At 42.7% G+C, this 21,204-nt stretch carries 8 protein-coding genes; 4 read left to right on the top strand and 4 right to left on the bottom strand.

Translation table 11 applies throughout. The features are described from left to right. Positions 1-248: 248 nt before the first annotated feature. Entirely contained in the window at positions 249-13,619 is a 13,371-nt protein-coding gene (locus tag A379_RS06720; RefSeq protein WP_040727020.1) for an immunoglobulin-like domain-containing protein, read from the top strand. A gap of 75 nt (positions 13,620-13,694) precedes the next feature. Then, the gene (locus A379_RS06715) at positions 13,695-15,059 is read left to right on the top strand and encodes a Sel1-like repeat-containing protein kinase family protein (protein WP_040727019.1); all 1,365 of its coding nucleotides are present in this window, start codon (positions 13,695-13,697) and stop codon (positions 15,057-15,059) included. Positions 15,060-15,129: 70 nt separating this feature from the next. On the opposite strand, the gene A379_RS06710 is transcribed toward A379_RS06715, so the two are convergent. Next, positions 15,130-15,537 carry a hypothetical protein gene (locus A379_RS06710; RefSeq protein WP_040727017.1) on the bottom strand — a complete coding sequence of 136 codons (408 nt, stop codon included), beginning with the start codon at positions 15,535-15,537 and terminating at the stop codon, positions 15,130-15,132. Positions 15,538-15,727: 190 nt separating this feature from the next. Here A379_RS06710 and A379_RS06705 point away from each other — a divergent pair, with 190 nt between their 5' ends. Both A379_RS06705 and A379_RS06700 read left to right on the top strand, forming a co-directional pair. Further along, on the top strand, positions 15,728-16,246 hold the full coding sequence (locus A379_RS06705; protein ID WP_040727015.1) for an adenine phosphoribosyltransferase: 519 nt from the start codon (positions 15,728-15,730) through the stop codon (positions 16,244-16,246). Positions 16,247-16,270: 24 nt separating this feature from the next. Next, positions 16,271-17,647, top strand: a complete 1,377-nt coding sequence (locus A379_RS06700) for a GGDEF domain-containing protein (protein WP_040727011.1) — start codon at positions 16,271-16,273, stop codon at positions 17,645-17,647. 470 nt (positions 17,648-18,117) lie between these two features. Here A379_RS06700 and A379_RS06695 read toward each other — a convergent pair whose 3' ends face one another. From A379_RS06695 to A379_RS06685, 3 genes are all read right to left on the bottom strand, one after another. After that, complete coding sequence (locus A379_RS06695) at positions 18,118-18,819, bottom strand: pseudouridine synthase (protein ID WP_040727010.1); 702 nt, start codon at positions 18,817-18,819, stop codon at positions 18,118-18,120. Between the two features lie 253 nt (positions 18,820-19,072). Further along, positions 19,073-20,467 carry an argininosuccinate lyase gene (gene argH / locus A379_RS06690; protein WP_040727008.1) on the bottom strand — a complete coding sequence of 465 codons (1,395 nt, stop codon included), beginning with the start codon at positions 20,465-20,467 and terminating at the stop codon, positions 19,073-19,075. 38 nt (positions 20,468-20,505) lie between these two features. Next, the gene (locus A379_RS06685) at positions 20,506-21,054 is read right to left on the bottom strand and encodes a thioredoxin fold domain-containing protein (protein WP_051145057.1); all 549 of its coding nucleotides are present in this window, start codon (positions 21,052-21,054) and stop codon (positions 20,506-20,508) included. Positions 21,055-21,204: the final 150 nt, after the last annotated feature.

The following is a 21,204-nucleotide window of genomic DNA, read 5'->3' as shown; positions in this document are numbered from 1 at the left end:
GTCTAATTTGCATTTAATTTTTTCATTTGGAATATTTTTTTGTTTTACAACGAAACACAATATTTAGTGCTCTAGTATTTTATTAAATACTCTTAATAGTTATTGCGAGATAACGAATGTATAAAAGTTAAAAAAATAACGGCTGTATTGTCCTTAGGTACAGTAGTCGTGCTTGTCGGACATAGGTATGATGAGTTTAATTAAAGTTTTAATGACTTGTTATTCAGTGCAAATTTGGAGTACAAAAAATGTCTACAATCGTTGGTAATGTTTCAAAATTAGAAGGTATCGTTCGTGCTATCAACCCAGTTACTGGTGAGGTACGTGTACTAGAAGCAGGAAGCCCTGTTTATGCAGGAGAGATTATACAGACTTCTGGAAAAGGTGGTGTGGTTGTAGACATGGTCAATGGTACTCTGTTGACATTAGGTCGAGATACCCAAATGCGTTTAGATGATGATGTCTCTGGTCAGGCAAGTGCACTTGATTCTGGTACTGAAGGAGCGGTGGATATTGAAGCGCTTCAGCAAGCCGTATTAGAAGGGAATTTTGACGCACTTGAAGCCACTGCTGCGGGTGACGCTTTTATCGTTGGTACCGCTTCTGATGGTGGTGTGACTGTTGAACGTATTGCAAGCTCTGGTGAAGTTACTTCAGGATTCGATACGAGTGTAAATGAAACTGATCAAGTTATTCAGCCTCGTACTAATGACGCGCAAGCTGTTGTTGAACCTATAGCAGTAATTCCAGTGGTGAGTATCTCTGGTCAAGAATCTGTGTGGGAAGGCAATCAAGCTACTTACACTGTAACGACAGACACAGTCTCTTCAGAAGACATTATTGTCTCAGTGGTCACAGGTCATGTCACCACTCAAGACGGTGACTATGTCCCTGTTACTCAAACTGTGACTATCCCAGCAGGCCAAAGCTCAGCACAGTTCACGGTTCAAACTACCGATGACGCCCTAGCGGACAGTGGTGAACAATACACAGCAAGCATTGCGAGTGCGACAGGTGCCGAATTCGAAGCGGTAGCCGTAGATGCAACAGCCAACAGCGTAACGACTACGATTGTCGATGCAAGTGAGCCAAATCCACCAATTACCCCTCCAGGTACACCGGATGCCCCAGATGCAGGCGCAACAGTTAGCATCGCAGGGGACGCCACTGTATGGGAAGGTAATCAAGCGACTTACACCGTCACAACCGACACCGTATCAAGTGAAGATATCCTTGTTTCAGTGGTCACAGGACATGTCACCACACAAGCAGGTGACTACGTACCTGTTACTCAAACTGTCACCATCCCAGCAGGCCAAAGCTCAGCGCAGTTTACGGTTCAAACTACCGATGACGCCCTAGCGGACAGTGGTGAACAATACACCGCCAGCATTACAGGTGCGACAGGTGCCGAGTTCGAAGCGGTAGCCGTAGATGCCGCAGCAAACAGTGTGACAACCACGATTGTCGATGCAAGTGAGCCAAATCCACCAATTACCCCTCCAGGTACACCAGATTCACCAGATGCGGGAGCAACAGTTAGCATCGCAGGGGACGCCACTGTATGGGAAGGCAATCAAGCGACTTACACCGTCACAACCGACACCGTATCAAGTGAAGATATCCTTGTTTCAGTAGTCACAGGACATGTCACCACACAAGCAGGTGACTACGTACCTGTTACTCAAACTGTGACTATCCCAGCAGGCCAAAGCTCAGCACAGTTCACGGTTCAAACCACCGATGACGCCCTAGCGGACAGTGGTGAACAATACACAGCAAGCATTGCGAGTGCGACAGGCGCTGAATTCGAAGCGGTAGCGGTAGATGCAACAGCAAACAGTGTCACTACCACGATTGTTGACGCCTCAGAACCGAACCCACCGATTACGCCTCCAGGTACACCAGATTCACCAGATGCAGGAGCAACGGTCTCAATCGCGGGTGATGCAGCTGTATGGGAAGGTAATACAGCGACTTACACGGTAACGACAGACACAGTCTCTTCAGAAGACATTATTGTCTCAGTGGTCACAGGTCATGTAACGACTCAAGACGGTGACTATGTCCCTGTGACTCAAGACGTCATCATTCCCGCAGGTCAACTGTCAGCACAATTCACCGTGCAAACAACCGATGACGCCTTAGCGGACAGTGGTGAACAATACACAGCAAGCATTGCGAGTGCGACAGGTGCCGAATTCGAAGCGGTCGCGGTAGATGCAACTGCCAACAGCGTAACGACTACGATTGTCGATGCTAGTGACCCAACACCACCAGTAACGCCTCCAGGTACACCAGATTCACCAGATGCGGGTACAGAATTAAGTATCAGTGGTTCTACAAGCACATTAGAAGGAGACAGTGTTGAATACACCGTCTCAGTGACTAATGCTCCGCTTGAAGATATGGATGTCCAAGTTACGGTTAGCAATATCAGCACAAATGGTGATGTAATCGTAGGTACTCAAACAGTTACAATCCCAGCTGGTTCAACAGAAGTTAAGTTCACAGTTGACAACGTAGAAGATGCCATCAAAGAAACCCCAGAAGACTACAAAGTAGCGATTACGGGATATGAAAATGGTGGATACGAAGCAGTGACGGAAGGTGCAATGGAAGTTAGCACAACCATTACTGATGATGATTCAGTGATTGTTGCGAGTATCACCGATGATACACAAACTGAAGGCACTGTAGATAATGATCTGGTTCATACTGTTACGATGAGTGGTGCAAGTGCAAGTGATGAAGTTTACGCGTTTAGTCTTGTTGATACAACGACCCAAGCGGTCGATCACGGGACAGCTGTATTCAGCAATGGCGTGACTAATAATGGTGATGGAACTATCACCGTTCCTGCAGGCGTGACCAGCTTTACAGTCAGTACGACAGTGACAGACGACGCCTTGGCAGATAGTGGCGAATACTACACACTGAACATCGGCGGACAAAGTGCGACGGGAACGATTTTAGATGAAAGTAACCCATATACGCCAGAAGACCCTGACCAGCCAAATGAAAAAGACGCAGGCGCAACAGTTAGCATCGCAGGGGACGCCACTGTATGGGAAGGCAATCAAGCGACTTACACCGTCACAACCGACACCGTATCAAGTGAAGATATCCTTGTTTCAGTAGTCACAGGACATGTCACCACACAAGCAGGTGACTACGTACCTGTTACTCAAACTGTGACTATCCCAGCAGGCCAAAGCTCAGCACAGTTCACGGTTCAAACCACCGATGACGCCCTAGCGGACAGTGGTGAACAATACACAGCAAGCATTGCGAGTGCGACAGGTGCCGAATTCGAAGCGGTAGCCGTAGATGCAACTGCCAACAGCGTAACGACTACGATTGTCGACGCCAGTGACCCAACACCACCAGTAACGCCTCCAGGTACACCAGATGCCCCAGATGCAGGCGCAACAGTTAGCATCGCAGGGGACGCCACTGTATGGGAAGGCAATCAAGCGACTTACACCGTCACAACCGACACCGTATCAAGTGAAGATATCCTTGTTTCAGTAGTCACAGGACATGTCACCACACAAGCAGGTGACTACGTACCTGTTACTCAAACTGTGACTATCCCAGCAGGCCAAAGCTCAGCACAGTTCACGGTTCAAACCACCGATGACGCCCTAGCGGACAGTGGTGAACAATACACAGCAAGCATTGCGAGTGCGACAGGTGCCGAATTCGAAGCCGTAGCTGTAGATGCAACTGCCAACAGCGTAACGACTACGATTGTCGACGCCAGTGACCCAACACCACCAGTAACGCCTCCAGGTACACCCGATTCACCAGATGCAGGCGCAACAGTTAGCATCGCAGGGGACGCCACTGTATGGGAAGGCAATCAAGCGACTTACACCGTCACAACCGACACCGTATCAAGTGAAGATATCCTTGTTTCAGTAGTCACAGGACATGTCACCACACAAGCAGGTGACTACGTACCTGTTACTCAAACTGTGACTATCCCAGCAGGCCAAAGCTCAGCGCAGTTTACGGTTCAAACCACCGATGACGCCCTAGCGGACAGTGGTGAACAATACACAGCAAGCATTGCGAGTGCGACAGGTGCCGAATTCGAAGCGGTAGCCGTAGATGCAACTGCCAACAGCGTAACGACTACGATTGTCGACGCCAGTGACCCAACACCACCAGTAACGCCTCCAGGTACACCAGATTCACCAGATGCGGGAGCAACGGTCTCAATCGCGGGTGATGCAGCTGTATGGGAAGGCAACACAGCGACTTACACTGTAACGACAGACACAGTCTCTTCAGAAGACATTATTGTCTCAGTGGTTACGGGTCATGTAACGACTCAAGACGGTGACTATCTCCCTGTTACTCAAACTGTGACTATCCCAGCAGGCCAAAGCTCAGCGCAGTTTACGGTTCAAACTACCGATGACGCCCTAGCCGACAGTGGTGAACAATACACAGCAAGCATTGCGAGTGCGACAGGTGCCGAATTCGAAGCGGTCGCGGTAGATGCAACAGCCAACAGCGTAACGACTACGATTGTCGACGCCAGTGACCCAACACCACCAGTAACGCCTCCAGGTACACCAGATGCCCCAGATGCTGGAGCAACTGTTAGCATCGCAGGGGACGCCACTGTATGGGAAGGCAATCAAGCGACTTACACCGTCACAACCGACACCGTATCAAGTGAAGATATCCTTGTTTCAGTAGTCACAGGACATGTCACCACACAAGCAGGTGACTACGTACCTGTTACTCAAACTGTGACTATCCCAGCAGGCCAAAGCTCAGCACAGTTTACGGTTCAAACCACCGATGACGCCCTAGCGGACAGTGGTGAACAATACACAGCAAGCATTGCGAGTGCGACAGGTGCCGAATTCGAAGCCGTAGCTGTAGATGCAACTGCCAACAGCGTAACGACTACGATTGTCGATGCTAGTGACCCAACACCACCAGTAACGCCTCCAGGTACACCGGATTCACCAGATGCAGGTGCTATGGTTTGGATTACAGGTGATTCTTCAGTTGCAGAAGGTGCAAAAGCTGGTTATACGTTACATACAGATACTGTATCAAGTGAAGATATTGTGGTTACTGTGACAACAGGGCACATTACTACTGAAGCGGGAGATTATGTTCCTGTTAATCAAGATGTATTAATACCTGCAGGTCAGTCTAGCGTTGATTTTGAAGTTACTACTAATGACGATAATGAAGCTGAAATCACAGAACAATACTCTGTGAGTATTTCAGCTGCATCAGGTGCAGAGTTTGAAGCTGTTACAGTAGATGGTAGCCGTGATTCTGTTACCACCGATATTATTGATAATGATGAGCCAAGTTTAAGCATCAATGATGTAAGTGTTAATGAAGATGAAGGCTCAATGACATTTACAGTTACTTTGAGTAATCCAAGTGCTTCAACTGTTACCGTTGATTATGTAAGCTCAAATGGAACTGCAACGGCTAGTTTAGACTATACAGCTGTTACTGGTGATTTGACTTTTGCACCAGGAGAACTGACTAAAACGATTACCGTTCCCGTTACAGATGACTTTATTGCAGAAGGTTCAGAGACTTTAGATATCATTTTATCTAATCCTGTCAATGCAACAATAACTGACGGAACAGGCCTGGGTATTATTAGTGATGAACCAATTCCTGGTGCTCCAGACACTATTTCTGTCAGCCTAAGTGGTGATACAACCGTTACAGAAGGTGGTACAGCAAACTACAGGGTTACTTTAAGTGAAACTGCAATTACCGCAATGGATGTTGTTGTCGTTACTGGGCATGTCACAACAGAAAATGGTGACTTAATCCCAACTACAATGACAGTGACAGTACCAGCGGGCAGTGACCATGTTGATTTTACGGTAAGCAACAATGATGACGCTTATGCTGAAGGAGATGAAAGCTACACAGTTACTTTATCAGGTGTCACTACGGGCGGTGGTTTTGAAGCGGTTAATGTAGACAAAACGCCAGTTGAAACAGTTATCAAAGACAATACTACGCCTGGTACAGAGTCAGATGATGAAGTCATTAACGTGACATTAACTGGAGATACTTCTGTTGCCGAAGGTGGTACAGCGACCTATACCGTGACGCTAGATCAGCCAACAGCTACAGAGATGCAAGTTGAAGTACAGACAGGCCATATCACGACAGATAATGGTGATCTTGTACCAACAACTATGCTTGTGACTATACCTGCTGGAGCGGCTTCTGCAGACTTTACGGTAGTTAACAACCAAGACACCACTGCAGAAGGCAATGAGAACTATCAAGTTGCCCTAACAGGTAATAACACTGTTGGCGGTGGTTTTGAAACGGTTAATATCGTAACTACGCCTGTAAATACAACGATTGTTGATAATGACGTTCTATCGATTAGCATCAATGATGTGACTGTGAATGAAGATGCAGGCACGATGACGTTTACTGTATCTTTAAGTACAGATACCACAACAGACGTTACATTTGATTATGCCTCAGCCGATAATGGCAGTGCATTAGCTGGCAGTGACTATACTGCGGTATCAGGAAGTGGCACGATTGCGGCAGGAGATACTTCTACTACAATTACTGTTCCAATTACAGATGATTATATTGCTGAAAACCCAGAAACCTTCCTAATGAACCTAAGCAATATCACGCCAAGTGTTGTGGTTGCAGATGCCCAAGGTGTGGGAACGATTGTGGATGAAGGAACTCCAACGGCAGGCGATACAATTACCGTAAGTATTGGTGGAACCGATACCGTTGCCGAAGGTGAAACCGCAAGTTATACGGTGACTACTGACAAGCCTGTTGTAACAGATATGATAGTTGATGTGACCTATAGTTATGTTTCAGCTGAAACAGGCGATATCGTAGAAGGCGTTACAAGCGTTACTATTCCAGCAGGCACATCAACGTCCGCACCATTTACTGTTGCAACAATTGATGATGCATACCTAGAGGGTGACGAAGTCTATAACGTGACAATCTCTAACCCACAAGGAGGTGGAGCAGAATCTGTCACTATTGGAACAGCGACTCAAGCAACAACAATTAAAGACGGTGCTGATGAACCAGATGGTGGTACTGGAACAGAAGATACAGCTACTGTATCGATTGCTGGTGATACTGCGGTTATTGAAGGCAATACAGCGGCCTACACCGTTAGTGTTGATAAAGCACCTACATCTGACATGACAGTAGATGTGACTTATTCCTATGCATCAGCAAGTTCAGGTGATATTCATACTGGCACGACTCAAGTCACTATTCCAGCAGGTCAACTATCTGTACCATTAAATGTGGCTACAATTGACGATGCTTATGCAGAAGGTGATGAAGTTTATAGCGTGGTTATTAGCAATCCATCACAAGGTGGTTTTGAGAATGTTGTAATTGATACAGATACTGTAAGTACTACAATCAGTGATAACACGACTCCAGGTATTGAACCAAATGATGAAGTGATTAATGTAACGTTAACTGGAGCTTCTACGGTAGCAGAAGGTGGACAGGCTTCTTACACAATCAGTGTTAATGAGCCAACAGCAACAGCTATGAATGTTGAAGTGATTGTTGGGCATATTCAAACCGATAATGGTGACTTAACTCCTGTTACTCAAACGGTTACGATTCCGCAAGGTGCTACATCCGTTAACTTTACGGTTGATAATAATCAGGACAATCTAGCGGAAGGAAACGAACTGTATAGTGTTGCGCTGACAGGTACTACAACGGGTGGTGGTTTTGAAACGGTTAATGTCAATACAACGCCAGTTGAAACCAATATTATTGATGATGAAGGTACACCAAGCTTAATCATTGATAATGTTACGGTTAATGAAGACGCAGGTACTTTAGACTTTACAGTTACCCTAAGTAACCCAACCACAGAAGAAGTTACTTTTGACTATGCTTCATCAGATGGTAGTGCGATTGCAGGTAGTGACTATACTGCGGTTAATGGATCAGGTTCGATTGCAGCAGGAAGTACAACAACAACGATTAGCGTTCCAATTACGGATGACTACATCGCTGAAAACCCAGAGACATTCTTAATGACCTTAAGTAATCCTAGTACGAATGCGCAAATTGCAGACGGACAAGGTGTAGGAACCATCACGGATGAAGGTACCCCAGGTGCAGAAGATACGGTGACGTTGACACTAATAGGTGATGCGCAGGTAGAAGAAAGTACCCAAGCGAACTACACAGTGACTGCAGACAAACCAGTAGAAACGCCGCTTACTGTTACCGTTACCACAGGACATGTTACAACTGAAGATGGAGACTATGTCGCCATAACACAAGATGTAACAATTCCAGCAGGTCAAACAAGTGTTGGCTTTACGGTTGATACAATTGATGATGCTTATGCTGAAGGCAGTGAAGACTATACAGTTACTATGAGTAATCCAGTGGGTGGTGGTGTAGAGAACGTTGTTCTAGGAACTTCACAAGTTACAACGTCTATCGTAGATGAAACCTCGCCAGCCTCAGAAGATACTGCAACAGTCAGTATTAGTGGTTCAACAACCGTTATTGAAGGTGAAACGGCAAGCTATACCTTAACGGTCGATCGTACTCCTACAACAGACCTTCATGTTACTGTTGAAACGGGACATATCACCACTGAAAATGGTGACTACGTACCAATGAATACCATTGTAACAATCCCTGCGGGAAGCACTACGGTGAACTTTACAATCGACACTAACGATGATGCGTATGCCGAAACGACAGAAGACTTTTCTGTAAACCTAACAGGAACATCTGGTGGCGGTTTTGAAAAAACTATTATCGGCGTAAACTCAGTAACTACAGCGATTACGGATGAGACGAATCCATATAATCCTGAAGATCCAGACCAGCCAAATGAGAGAGACGCAGGCGCAACAGTCAGCATCGCAGGTGACGCCACTGTATGGGAAGGCAATCAAGCGACTTACACCGTCACAACCGACACCGTATCAAGTGAAGATATCCTTGTTTCAGTGGTCACAGGACATGTCACCACACAAGCAGGTGACTATGTCCCTGTTACTCAAACTGTGACTATCCCAGCAGGCCAAAGCTCAGCGCAGTTTACGGTTCAAACTACCGATGACGCCCTAGCGGACAGTGGTGAACAATACACCGCCAGCATTACAGGTGCGACAGGTGTCGAATTCGAAGCGGTAGCCGTAGATGCAACAGCCAACAGCGTAACGACTACGATTGTCGATGCAAGTGAGCCAAATCCACCGATTACCCCTCCAGGCACACCAGATGCCCCAGATGCTGGAGCAACAGTCAGCATCGCAGGGGACGCCACTGTATGGGAAGGTAATCAAGCGACTTACACCGTCACAACCGACACCGTATCAAGTGAAGATATCCTTGTTTCAGTGGTCACAGGACATGTCACCACACAAGCAGGTGACTACGTACCTGTTACTCAAACTGTGACTATCCCAGCAGGCCAAAGCTCAGCGCTGTTTACGGTTCAAACTACCGATGACGCCCTAGCGGACAGTGGTGAACAATACACAGCAAGCATTGCGAGTGCGACAGGTGCCGAATTCGAAGCGGTCGCGGTAGATGCAACTGCCAACAGCGTAACGACTACGATTGTCGATGCTAGTGACCCAACACCACCAGTAACGCCTCCAGGTACACCAGATTCACCAGATGCGGGTACAGAATTAAGTATCAGTGGTTCTACAAGCACATTAGAAGGAGACAGTGTTGAATACACCGTCTCAGTGACTAATGCTCCGCTTGAAGATATGGATGTCCAAGTTACGGTTAGCAATATCAGCACAAATGGTGATGTAATCGTAGGTACTCAAACAGTTACAATTCCAGCTGGTTCAACAGAAGTTAAGTTCACAGTTGACAACGTAGAAGATGCCATCAAAGAAACCCCAGAAGACTACAAAGTAGCGATTACGGGATATGAAAATGGTGGATACGAAGCAGTGACGGAAGGTGCAATGGAAGTTAGCACAACCATTACTGATGATGATGATGCTCCTATTGCCAATGATATTCCTCCACAGAATGATGAGGATGCTGATGGAATTAGTCTTGATATTTCAACCTTCTTTACTGATGATAATCCACTGACATATAGTGCAACAGGTCTTCCTCCTGGACTTTCAATTAATATCTCAACAGGTGAAATTACTGGGACTATAGACAATAGTGCATCTCAAGGTGGTACCGGCGGAGTTTATTCTGTAACAGTAAGTGCTACGGATGGCGTAAATCCTCCAGCATCATCAACGTTTGATTGGACGGTTACAAACCCTGGACCTGACGCTCAAGATGATGGTGTTATTACTATTGTTGAAGACAGCGTAGGGATTGCTATTCCTGTAATGAGTAATGACCAGGATCCTGATAACGATAATATCTTTGTTTCAGGCACAACAGATCCTTCTCATGGTTCTATTACGCTAAATAGCAATGGAACAATTACCTATGTTCCTGATGCAAACTATAACGGTCCAGATAGCTTTACCTATACGATTAGTGATGGTGAAGGTGGTACAGATACTGCAACAGTTACCTTGAATGTAACGCCTGATAATGACAATCCAGAAATTCAGAATATAGCTGTAGTTGCACGTGTTTCTGAAGAGGGATTAGTAACAGGTCTTGCAGATACAGTGGGTGAAAACTCAGGTGATGACCAGACGAATAGTTCAACATTTACAGGCAATATGATCTTTACTGATATTGATGGCGATACATTAACTGTTAGCTTAGCAGAGCCGACAGAAGCTATGACATCAGGTGGTGAAACCATTACCTGGAGTGGTGTGGGTACAAATGTACTGACAGGTTCTGCAGGTGGTTCGGATGTTATCACTGTTCAAGTTGATAACACAGGAAGCTATACGGTTGAATTACTAGGTCCAGTTGATCATCCTAATAATTCTGTTGAAGATGTTTTATCCATTAGTACAGCTGTAACAGTAAGTGATGGCAATGGTGGAAGCGCAAGCGCAAATCTTTCTGTTGTCATTGAGGATGATTCCCCAGTGTCTCAGGATAGCTCTAACTCAATGACCGTTGACTTGGATGTAATTGAGATCCGTAACTATTCAGCAGGCTGGGTAAACCCAGTCTCAACAGCTGGAGATAGCTCAGGTATTACACAAATCAATACAGATTCAGATAGTTATATTGATGAATTACAGTGGGGTTCTGGTAGTAACGGTTCATCTGGTTATGATTTAGTTGACGCAAGTGGATTTAGTTCATCTGCTGGTGTGGGTATTCAAACAGGGGATTTACTGAATTTCGGTTCTTTCACTCACAATAACTTCCCAGTAAGCGGTGAGACGCTTGATAATGTGGATTTGACTGTATCAATGGAAGTTGTCATTAATGGTCAGCCATATACGGTTAACTTTACAATTCCAATTGAACATACTGAAACAACGAATTCAGATGACGCAGAAGCTTCAAGAGACATTATTAACCTTCCAGCTCAAGCGCAGTCTTTTACCGTAAATGGGCAGGACTATGTAGTATCGATTGATGGTTTCCGTGATACGAACGGTGATGTGGTTGAAACTATCTATACCTATGAGAACGCAGCCAACTCTTTTGATATTTTAGGTTCAGTAACATCTGTTGATACTTTACCTACAGTAACAGGAACGGTATCTGCTGATGCAGGAGCGGATGGTTCAGTTGATGGTGTTGTCTGGGCTTCTACAACAAGTCCATACGGAACTTTAACAGCTAACTCTGATGGTTCATATAGTTTTGAACTTAATAGAGAAACAAAAGATGCCTTGACTGATGGACAAAACTTACAAGCGACTTTTGATTATACGATTACAGATAAAGACGGTGACAGTCACACATCTACTTTAACGATTGATATTAACGGAAATGCTGTTTACGTTGATTTAAAACCAGAATCGATTGATGAAGTTCGCGGTATGGATTTTGCCAATGAAAATCTAGCGCAAGATACCAATATCGTTATTACGCTTGATACTTCTGGAAGTATGTCTAATGAGAATCGTTTGACATTAGCAAAAGAAGCACTAGCAAATATGATTAATACCTATGATTCGATGGGTACTGTCAATGTTAAGCTGGTCACCTTCGCGACAACAGGATTGGTCATGACAAATGCCAATGGTGAAGTCTGGATGTCTCCGCAAGAAGCCATCAATATTATTAACGGTTTGACTGATAATAATATGACAAACTATGAAGATGCGGTTTATGAGACCTACAATAACTACACAGAACCAGCAGCCGATAAAACGGTAGCTTACTTTATCTCTGATGGCGAACCAACGGCTGAAAATGTTAATGGAACTCAAAACACCACCACATCAGGTGATTCTGAAGCGGGTTGGCTAGATGATAGCTATGTTACAGGATGGACTAACTTTGTTAATACCTATGTAGATTCAGCGCATGTTGTGGCGCTAGGTGCTGGTATTACAGATACCAGCTATCTGGATGAGTTGGCAACAGCAGCAGGCGTGGAAACGACTGTTGTCGTTGATCCAAATGACCTGAATTCTGCATTGGAGCCTGAATTAAGCGTTTCAGGTGGTGCGTTAGATAATATCGGTTCTGGAACCACATTAGATAATGTTTCTGGTGGTGATGGACAAATAACAATAGACAGTATTTCCGTCGATGGCACTGTATATACCGCTGCAGATTTCCCAGCAACAGGTATAGCGATTGGTGGACAAGGTAAGTTATTGTTTGATTTTGCAACGGGTCAGTATGCTTACTCGGCAAAAGCTTCAGAGTTTAGTGCCGATATTCTGAAAACATTCAGTGTAACCGCTTCAGATGCAGATGGAGATGCAACTACTTTTGATGTGAAGGTTTTTGTGAATGTTAAGGATGTCAATGTCATTGCAAGTGAAGACTTTAATGCTTCCGCAGAAGGTTGGACTGTTAATGGTGATACTGATAGTAGAGAAAATAATGCGTTGTTCATTGACCGTAATGAAACGGCGACTAAAACTTATCAAGTAGAGCCAGGTGAAAACGTGACTGTTAGCTTTGATACAACAAATACAAGTGGTTGGGAAAGTAGCGACTACTTTGTTGTTTATGTAAAAGATGATGGTGGTAATGACGTTGAAGTTGCAAGACACTATGGTGAGTTTAACGATAAAGTTTCATTTGATGCTACGGCTGATAGCAATGGTGATTTACAACTTAGTATTCAAGTTGTGACAAATAGTAATAATGAAGAATTACAAGTTGATAACCTAGAAATTACGACAACATCTGATAATGGATTGTTCTTGTATGGTGATGACTCTGAATCGGAAGCATTTATTATCAATTCACAAGAAGACGTTACAATCGTTGACTTTGATGTAGCCAATGATGTATTGGATTTAAGTGAAGTGATTACTGATACCGATGTGACGGAAGCCACTTTAGGAGATTACTTAAACTTCACAAGCCTTGATAGTGATAATGATGGTACTGCTGACAGTACAATTATTGATGTTGATGCGGATGGTGACGCTGCGACAACCAATGATATTACTTCGGTAATCATTCAAGGAGAGTTATTGGATGAAAATGATATCAATGATATGAATATTGACTTCCAAAACGACTAACTTTTAAGGTATGGTAAAAGGGCACTCATTAAGTGCCCTTTTTTTTAGATTTTTATTTTATGGGGATTAGGCATTATGTCTGATGCGCTTTTAGCTGTTTTAGAACAGCAACCAGATTTACGTAAAGTTAAGCCGTTTGGTGATTCTAAAACCACATTCCTATATAAAGGCAAGCAGACACTGGATAGTGGCTCGCGAAAGCAATTAATTAGGGTGATAGACAGTATTGGTAATCACCATGCAATTAAGCGTGAAAAAGATTTATTACAGTATCTCAATCAATTCCCTGAATTTATTCATTTTAATGAGATACGTAAAGTAGGTTATTACTACCTTCAGTTTTTTGATTTAGCTGGAAAGCGTAATTTACAAAAAACAGTCGAAAAATCAGGCGCATATTCAGCCAAAGCGGCTAAAAAGCTTTTGCAGGATATGGTGGCTATTTTAGAGCGAGTTCACAAGCTTGGCTTTGTGCATGGGGATATTAAGCCTGAAAACATGATTGTTGGTAAAAAACGTGCGTATTTAATTGATTGGAGTCATGCCGTTCCCTCACTGAGCTCTTATGATTCAGAGGAAATACTCTGTGATACAAAGTATTGCCCCCCTGAGCGATTAAATGGCCAGTTGGAAGAGTCTAGCGATATTTATTCATTAGGTTGTACGCTTTACTATGCGTTAACAGGCAAGCATATTTATCGTTTAGATAAAGTCAACGAGGTTGAAAAGCAGCTATGGGCGCACGCACATCACTCTGTTCATAAAATGAATAAGCTACCGATTTTTTGGCGTTATTTGATTTTTTGGATGACTCAAAAAGACCCTGCTAAACGACCAGGCCTGGCAGAGTTAAAAGCATGGCTAGCAGATCAAACGGTGCCTGAGTGGGTTCGTCACATGAGTGTTCGTGTTGATAAATCCTATCCAGAAGATCCAATGACGGTATTGGCCGATGAGCATTATCTTTATCCGATTTTTAAAAAGGCTCTGGCTTTTGAAGAATCGGGTGATTTGGATACCGCTTTCAATCTATATGAAAATGGTGCCTTTAGGGATTATTCACGAGCCGAAAATAACTTAGGTTTAATGTATGAAAAAGGTGAGCCTGTTAAGCAATCTTATGCAATGGCGGCCAATATGTATCATCAAGCCTTTGAAAAAGGTAATCCATTTGCGGCCTATAACTTGGCTAGATTGTTTGAAAAAGGTCAGGGAATGCCAGCCAATTTGGACTATGCATTTAAGTTATACCGTTTTTCGGCCATGCGTGGACATGTAATGGCGCAAAACGCTTTGGCAGAGATGTATTTAGAAGGTAGAGGTACAGCAAAAAATATGGCTCAAGCCCGTTCTTGGTTTGGCTTAGCGGCTCAATATGGGAGTAAAGAAGCCAAAGTAAATATTAAAGCATTGCTCAAAGAGTCAAAAGCTATCGTGTGAAAAGTGTTTGTATAAGGTTAAATAGAAAGGTTTTTTGTTTGTTTCAGAATAACTTACCAGGCCTGGTAAGTTATGTTTTTGCTTTCAATTGCCTTGCAAACAGCGTTAGCCATTCACTGAAAATAGGGTATTCATCTTGGCTCATTTTAATGACTTCTTTCACAGAATAAGCATTTAAAGGCAAATGAATGCTCTCACAGGCCGCTTTCATTAGATACAAAAGTTCTTCTTTTGTGAAATTATCATTGGGTAAAAAATAGGTTGTTTTAGCCAATAAAGTTGCGTCAATGATTTCATCCCAATAAACTTCAGGCACTTTGTAGAAGTGTAACAGTTCCCTGTTTGGTTGCTTTGCTTGCCAGAGAATCAACAGCTCATTCAGCGGTATAATGGTAAGTAAATACTCACCAATATCTCTTGCATGCGGAGGCAGTTTTAATAGGCCTGCTGTTTCGTACTTGTTTTCAATTAAATGCATAAGTTTTGTATAATAATTTGAATATAGTGTTATAAATATATTTTGTTTTTAAGGCAGAGCATTTAAAAACCTTGAAGGCATCTGAATTGATAGAATAATCATTTATACAAATAGAGTAAATGAAAGTTTTTGTAAACGCTTATATTTTCATATTAACCTGTATTCTCAAATTCAATATAAAGGCATTTTCATGGCCCAACATCCTCTTGCGCAGTATTTAGATGCGGTTCCTGATTTTCCAAAACCAGGTATAATTTTTAGTGATATTTCACCGCTTTTAAAACGCCATTTTTCAGAAACGATTGATGCGATTAGTGACTTATTTAGCGAAGCCGAATGGGCTAATATAGATTGTTTAGCGGGCATTGAATCGCGTGGTTTTATTTTTGCTGCGGCTTTAGCCTATAAACACAATAAAGGCTTTATTAAAGTGAGAAAGCCTGGCAAATTACCGAATGTAGCTGCCTCCATTGAGTATGGTTTAGAGTATGGTGCAGATAAGCTTGAGATGCAACAGGGTGACGGCAGCAAAATTCTGTTATTAGATGATTTAATTGCAACAGGCGGCTCAATGGGTGCGGCAGCTTCACTGTGTGAAGAAGTTGGTTACCAAGTTGCAGGAATGGCTTGTTTAATTGATTTAGCAAGCTTAAACAGCTTTACCTACAAAGAGATGACTGTTCGTTCGGTGATTAAATTTAATGACTAACATGCGCTTCTAAAGGAAACATTGATGCACATACCTCGATTGACCAAAAGTATTTTTTTAGACCAGTTTATCTATATGCAGCTCGTTGGTGTTGTGATTGGGTTAGCTTTTCCACACTTTCTTGTTTTATACGGTTTTCCTTCAGAAGAGGTTTTAACCTGGGGCTTTTATTTGGTCACACAAATTGCGGGTCAGATGGTTGGGTTAATGAGTTTTTTGATAATATCCATGGTCATTCGTCCGCATTTAAAACAACTCTCTAATAAAATGCAGGATATTGCCACAGGTCTGCATCAAAAAGACTTTTTGGATTATTCGGCTAAATGCCATGATGATTTATGTTTAATGGAAGTGGTTTCCAATGATGAAATTGGGGTGAGTGCCAAAGCTTACAATGAACTATTAACCGCGTTATTAGCCGCTCACGAAAACGAACAGGTATACAATAAGTTTTCAATGGTCATGTCTGAAAACTTAGAAGTTCAAAACCTATCCTCTGATGTGGTTGATTTAATCATCTCAGCCACCAAAATTGAAGCGGCTACCATTTTGATGTTTAACAATGGTGATGTGAATGTTGAAGCCAGTCGTGGCATTGTAAATGCTGAAAGTTTGAGCCAGCATCCAGCCGTTTTAGAGTCGATTCAAAAAGGTAAAGCGCAATACATTAATTTACCAAAACATATTCAAATGGATGGTGTGCTTACACAGTTCACGCCATCAGAAGTCTTTATTGAACCGATTGAATTTAAAGGCACTCATCTTGGGGTCATGGTCGCTGCAACGGGTTCTGAATATGCTGATGAGAGAACCATTAATACACTTCACCTGTTCTCAAGAAGTATGGGGTTAGCGTTTAACAACGCATTAATCCATTCTAAATTTCAGCGTTTAGCTGCATACGATGGCTTAACCAATGTGTATAACCGTCGATTTGGTATGGCACGTTTAAAAGAAGACTTTGGCCGTGCCTTGCGCGAGAAATCAGCGTTGAGTGTGGTTATGGTGGATATTGATCACTTTAAAAACATCAATGATAACTACGGACATTTAGTGGGCGATAAAGCGATTATTTTAATCTCCTCGATTCTTAAAAATATTCTTAGAGATGGCGATATTGTTGTGCGTTATGGTGGCGAAGAATTTTTAATGATTTTACAAGCGGCTAACTCGAAAGATGCGGCCAATGTTAGCGAACGGATTCGTCATCAAGTGCAAGATACCGTATTTAAAGATGGTGAACAGCAAATTCCAATGACCGTGAGTATTGGTGTATGTGCCTATCCAGAGGCAGAGGTAATCGATGAGGTTCAATTGATTGATAAAGCCGATCAAGCCCTATATCAAGCCAAACAAACTGGTCGAAATAAAGTCGTTCAATACGGTCAAATGTCAGCTTAAATACAATGAGACCTTTGCACGAGTCAAGGCACGGTTAAAAATGGCTAAAATTTATCTGATTTTTGTTGAAAAACTTGCTAATAGCTGGCTATTAGCTACATTTGCCGCTGCAATCAGCCAAATTTTATACCCTCAGGGGGTACTTACGTCTATTATTTCCTCGCACCTCACTCATGCAAAGGTCTCACAATCTAAACATTAAGGTAATTAAGTACCTACCAGGCCTGGTAAGTTTAAAAAGTTTTTCATTTATTTAAACCATTGAAACTCGAAAAGATGGTCATTGCGAGGCCAAAGGCCGTGGCAATCCATGATTAAAATCAAGTTCCGTATTTAAAGATTTCCCTGGATTGCTTCGCTACGCTCGCAATGACGTGAATTTTTGTCTAAATAAACAAATTTTTCCGTTATTTATATCTCAATCCTAACGCATTCAAAGGTCTCTCATTGAGTTACCAGGCCTGGTAAGTTTAGTTAGATAAGATAGATGTGATTTCAGTTGCCGTTAAAGCGCGGTATTCTCCAGGTTTTAAGTTTTCGTCTAAGACGACCTTTCCCATCGATTCTCTGTGAAGGGATTGCACGCGGTTGCCTACGGCCGCAAACATTCTTTTAACTTGATGATACTTACCTTCATAGATGGTTAATCGGCAGAGTGTTGGCGATAAAGTTTCTATGCTGGCAGGAGAGGTAGTGATATTTTCATAGCCAAAATAGATGCCTTTTGCAAACAGTGATTCGGTTTCTGGAGAGAGAGGATAAACGGTTTCAACCAAATAACATTTGGGAATCTTTTGTTGTGGTTCGGTAATGTAACGAGACCATTTTCCATCGTTGGTTAAAATCAACAGGCCTGTGGTCGCACGATCTAAGCGACCCGCAATGTGTAACTCTTTTGCCTCTTTTTTAGGCAGTAATTCAAGCGCTGTTTTGTGAGTTTTATCGGTTGTGGCGCTTAAAATACCTGCGGGTTTATTCATCATAAAATAGCGTGCTGATTTGTGTCTGTGTACTGGCTGGTTTTCTATTGCGATGCTAGAAAAGTCATTGACCTCTTGAAATCGGGAAATAGCAATTTGCCCATTCACTGAAATTTTTCCAAGAGTGAGTAAGCGCAAAATTGATTTACGACTTAGGCCAGCATATTTACTCAAATATCGATCAAGTTGCATGCTTGTTCCATTTATTATTCGGTATTGTAAATAATTAACCGCGAAGGCACAGAGGCACGAAGATTTGAGAATGACAAAAAATTCATTTGTTTTTGTTGAACTACTTGCAAGTAGTCTGCAATTAACTGCATTATTCGTTCAAATAAAACAGGTGTGAAATTTTAAAGTTCTTGATAACTTCGTGGTTAAAAACAAAAAACCGCCTGGTATCGCAAGCGGCTTTAAGTTTAAACTTATGCAGAAAAGGGCGTTATTAATTTTCTAAATATAACTTAGCGCGTTTAACAGCGGCTCTAACCTGGTTTGGAGCGGTACCACCTAAATGATCACGTGCTGCCACAGAGCCTTCTAGAGTCAATACTTCAAACACATCATCGCTGATTTTGTCGCAGAAACCTTGCAGTGTTTCGAGAGACATTTCAGACAAATCTTCACCCGTTTTAAGACCATGCGCTACGGCTAACCCCACAACCTCGTGTGAATCACGGAATGCTAACCCTTTACCAACCAAGTAATCAGCTAAATCCGTTGCGGTAGAAAAACCACGTTTGGCAGCTTCATAAGTGACCTCGCGTTTTACTTGAATGGCAGGCACCATATCGGCAAACGCACGCAGAGAACCTTTAACCGTGTCTACGGTATCAAATAAAGGCTCTTTGTCTTCTTGGTTATCTTTATTGTAGGCCAATGGTTGAGATTTCATCAGTGTTAATAAACTCATTAAATGCCCATAAACTCGCCCTGTTTTACCGCGAATTAACTCAGGAACATCAGGATTTTTCTTTTGCGGCATAATCGATGAGCCTGTGCAAAAGCGGTCAGGCAAATCAATGAATTGAAACTGTGCCGAAGACCATAAAACCAACTCTTCAGAGAAGCGTGACATATGCATTAATAAGGTGGCCGCAAAATGGGTAAACTCAATGGCAAAATCACGATCAGAAACTCCGTCTAACGAGTTTTCGGTAATGCGCTCAAACCCTAATAATTCAGCGGTATATTCACGCTCAATTGGGTAAGTGGTTCCCGCTAAGGCCGCAGAACCTAATGGCATAGTATTGGTACGCTTGCGGCAATCTTCTAGGCGTTCAACATCACGTTTAATCATTTCAAACCACGCTAACATATGGTGGCCAAAGGTAACGGGTTGTGCGGTTTGTAAGTGAGTAAAACCAGGCATAATCGTGTCCGCTTCACGCTCGGCTAATTCTACCAGGCCTGCTTGTAATCGTTTAAGTTCAGGCAAAATAGCATCAATTTCATCACGAATATAGAGGCGAATATCGGTAGCGACTTGGTCATTGCGTGAGCGACCAGTGTGCAGTTTTTTACCTGTAATACCAATTAGGCTGGTTAAACGGGCTTCGATATTCATGTGAATATCTTCTTGTTGAATAGACCAGTTAAACTCGCCCGCTTCAATTTCTTGCTGAACTTGTGTCAAACCTGAAAGGATATCGTTTAGTTCCGCTTCATTTAAGATGCCCACCTTAGTTAGCATTTTGGCATGAGCAATCGAGCCTTGAATATCTTGCTTATACATGCGCTTGTCAAATTGAATGGATGCCGTAAAGGCTTCTACAAAAGCGTCTGTCGATTCACTAAAACGTGCGCTAGAAAGTTTTTCTTGGTTGTGTTTATTACTCATTTTTGTCTCAAACTTATCGGTTTAATTTTTGAATGTGTTTATTGTAAGCGACTCTGTTCGCTACGGTATTGAATCTCTAATTTTTCTGGGGTAACAGGTATCTGTTTGGTTAATCCCATATTTTTATAAGCGATGTTTAAGCGTTCATGGATTAACCCTGCATACAGGGTGATTTCTGAAACCCCCACAATTCTAGGTGCGACTTCTTGGCCTTTTGAATCAAGAAAAAGTACGGTAGGTGTTAAATCCGAATTTAGTTTGTAAGCCCAGTTGGCTTTATTCATTAACTGACCATTCCAATCTGGAATAGGTGCGGATTCATCCACGCCAACGTGGCGCATTAACACTACGCGTTCTTCGTAGAGTTTTCCCAGAGCCATTGGGTTAAAAACAGATTCATTGAGCAGCTCACAATACTCGCACCACTGCGCACCAAACATCAACATAATGGGCAGCTGTAATTGCTCTGATTTTTCAGCCAATGTTTGTAAGTTGGCAAGCTCTTTAAATTCACTATGATTATTGGCTGAAATAGGTTCAGTTGATACCATTAATATAAGTGCATAAAAGCGAATAAATCGACTCATTTTGAATATTCTATTACTTAATCACATAACGCCTAGCTTAATCCTTTATTTTAACTAAAACTTAATGGCCTTTTTCAGTAAAATGGTTTCAATCAATTAATCATTATGAAAAGAAATCAAAAAGCACTACTTTGAGTACCCGTTTGAATT

It is taken from the genome of Thiomicrorhabdus sp. Kp2 (assembly GCF_000478585.1).
Classification (GTDB): domain Bacteria; phylum Pseudomonadota; class Gammaproteobacteria; order Thiomicrospirales; family Thiomicrospiraceae; genus Thiomicrorhabdus.
Note: the sequence above shows the minus strand (reverse complement) of the source record. Positions and strands in the feature narration are given on the sequence as shown.

Bases quoted from the DNA above. Each gene is read 5' to 3' on its own strand.
- argH (WP_040727008.1), bottom strand. From the start codon at position 20,467: ATGAGTAATAAACACAACCAAGAAAAACTTTCTAGCGCACGTTTTAGT.
- A379_RS06710 (WP_040727017.1), bottom strand. From the start codon at position 15,537: ATGCATTTAATTGAAAACAAGTACGAAACAGCAGGCCTATTAAAACTG.
- A379_RS06700 (WP_040727011.1), top strand. From the start codon at position 16,271: ATGCACATACCTCGATTGACCAAAAGTATTTTTTTAGACCAGTTTATC.
- A379_RS06715 (WP_040727019.1), top strand. From the start codon at position 13,695: ATGTCTGATGCGCTTTTAGCTGTTTTAGAACAGCAACCAGATTTACGT.
- A379_RS06705 (WP_040727015.1), top strand. From the start codon at position 15,728: ATGGCCCAACATCCTCTTGCGCAGTATTTAGATGCGGTTCCTGATTTT.
- A379_RS06720 (WP_040727020.1), top strand. From the start codon at position 249: ATGTCTACAATCGTTGGTAATGTTTCAAAATTAGAAGGTATCGTTCGT.
- A379_RS06685 (WP_051145057.1), bottom strand. From the start codon at position 21,054: ATGAGTCGATTTATTCGCTTTTATGCACTTATATTAATGGTATCAACT.
- A379_RS06695 (WP_040727010.1), bottom strand. From the start codon at position 18,819: ATGCAACTTGATCGATATTTGAGTAAATATGCTGGCCTAAGTCGTAAA.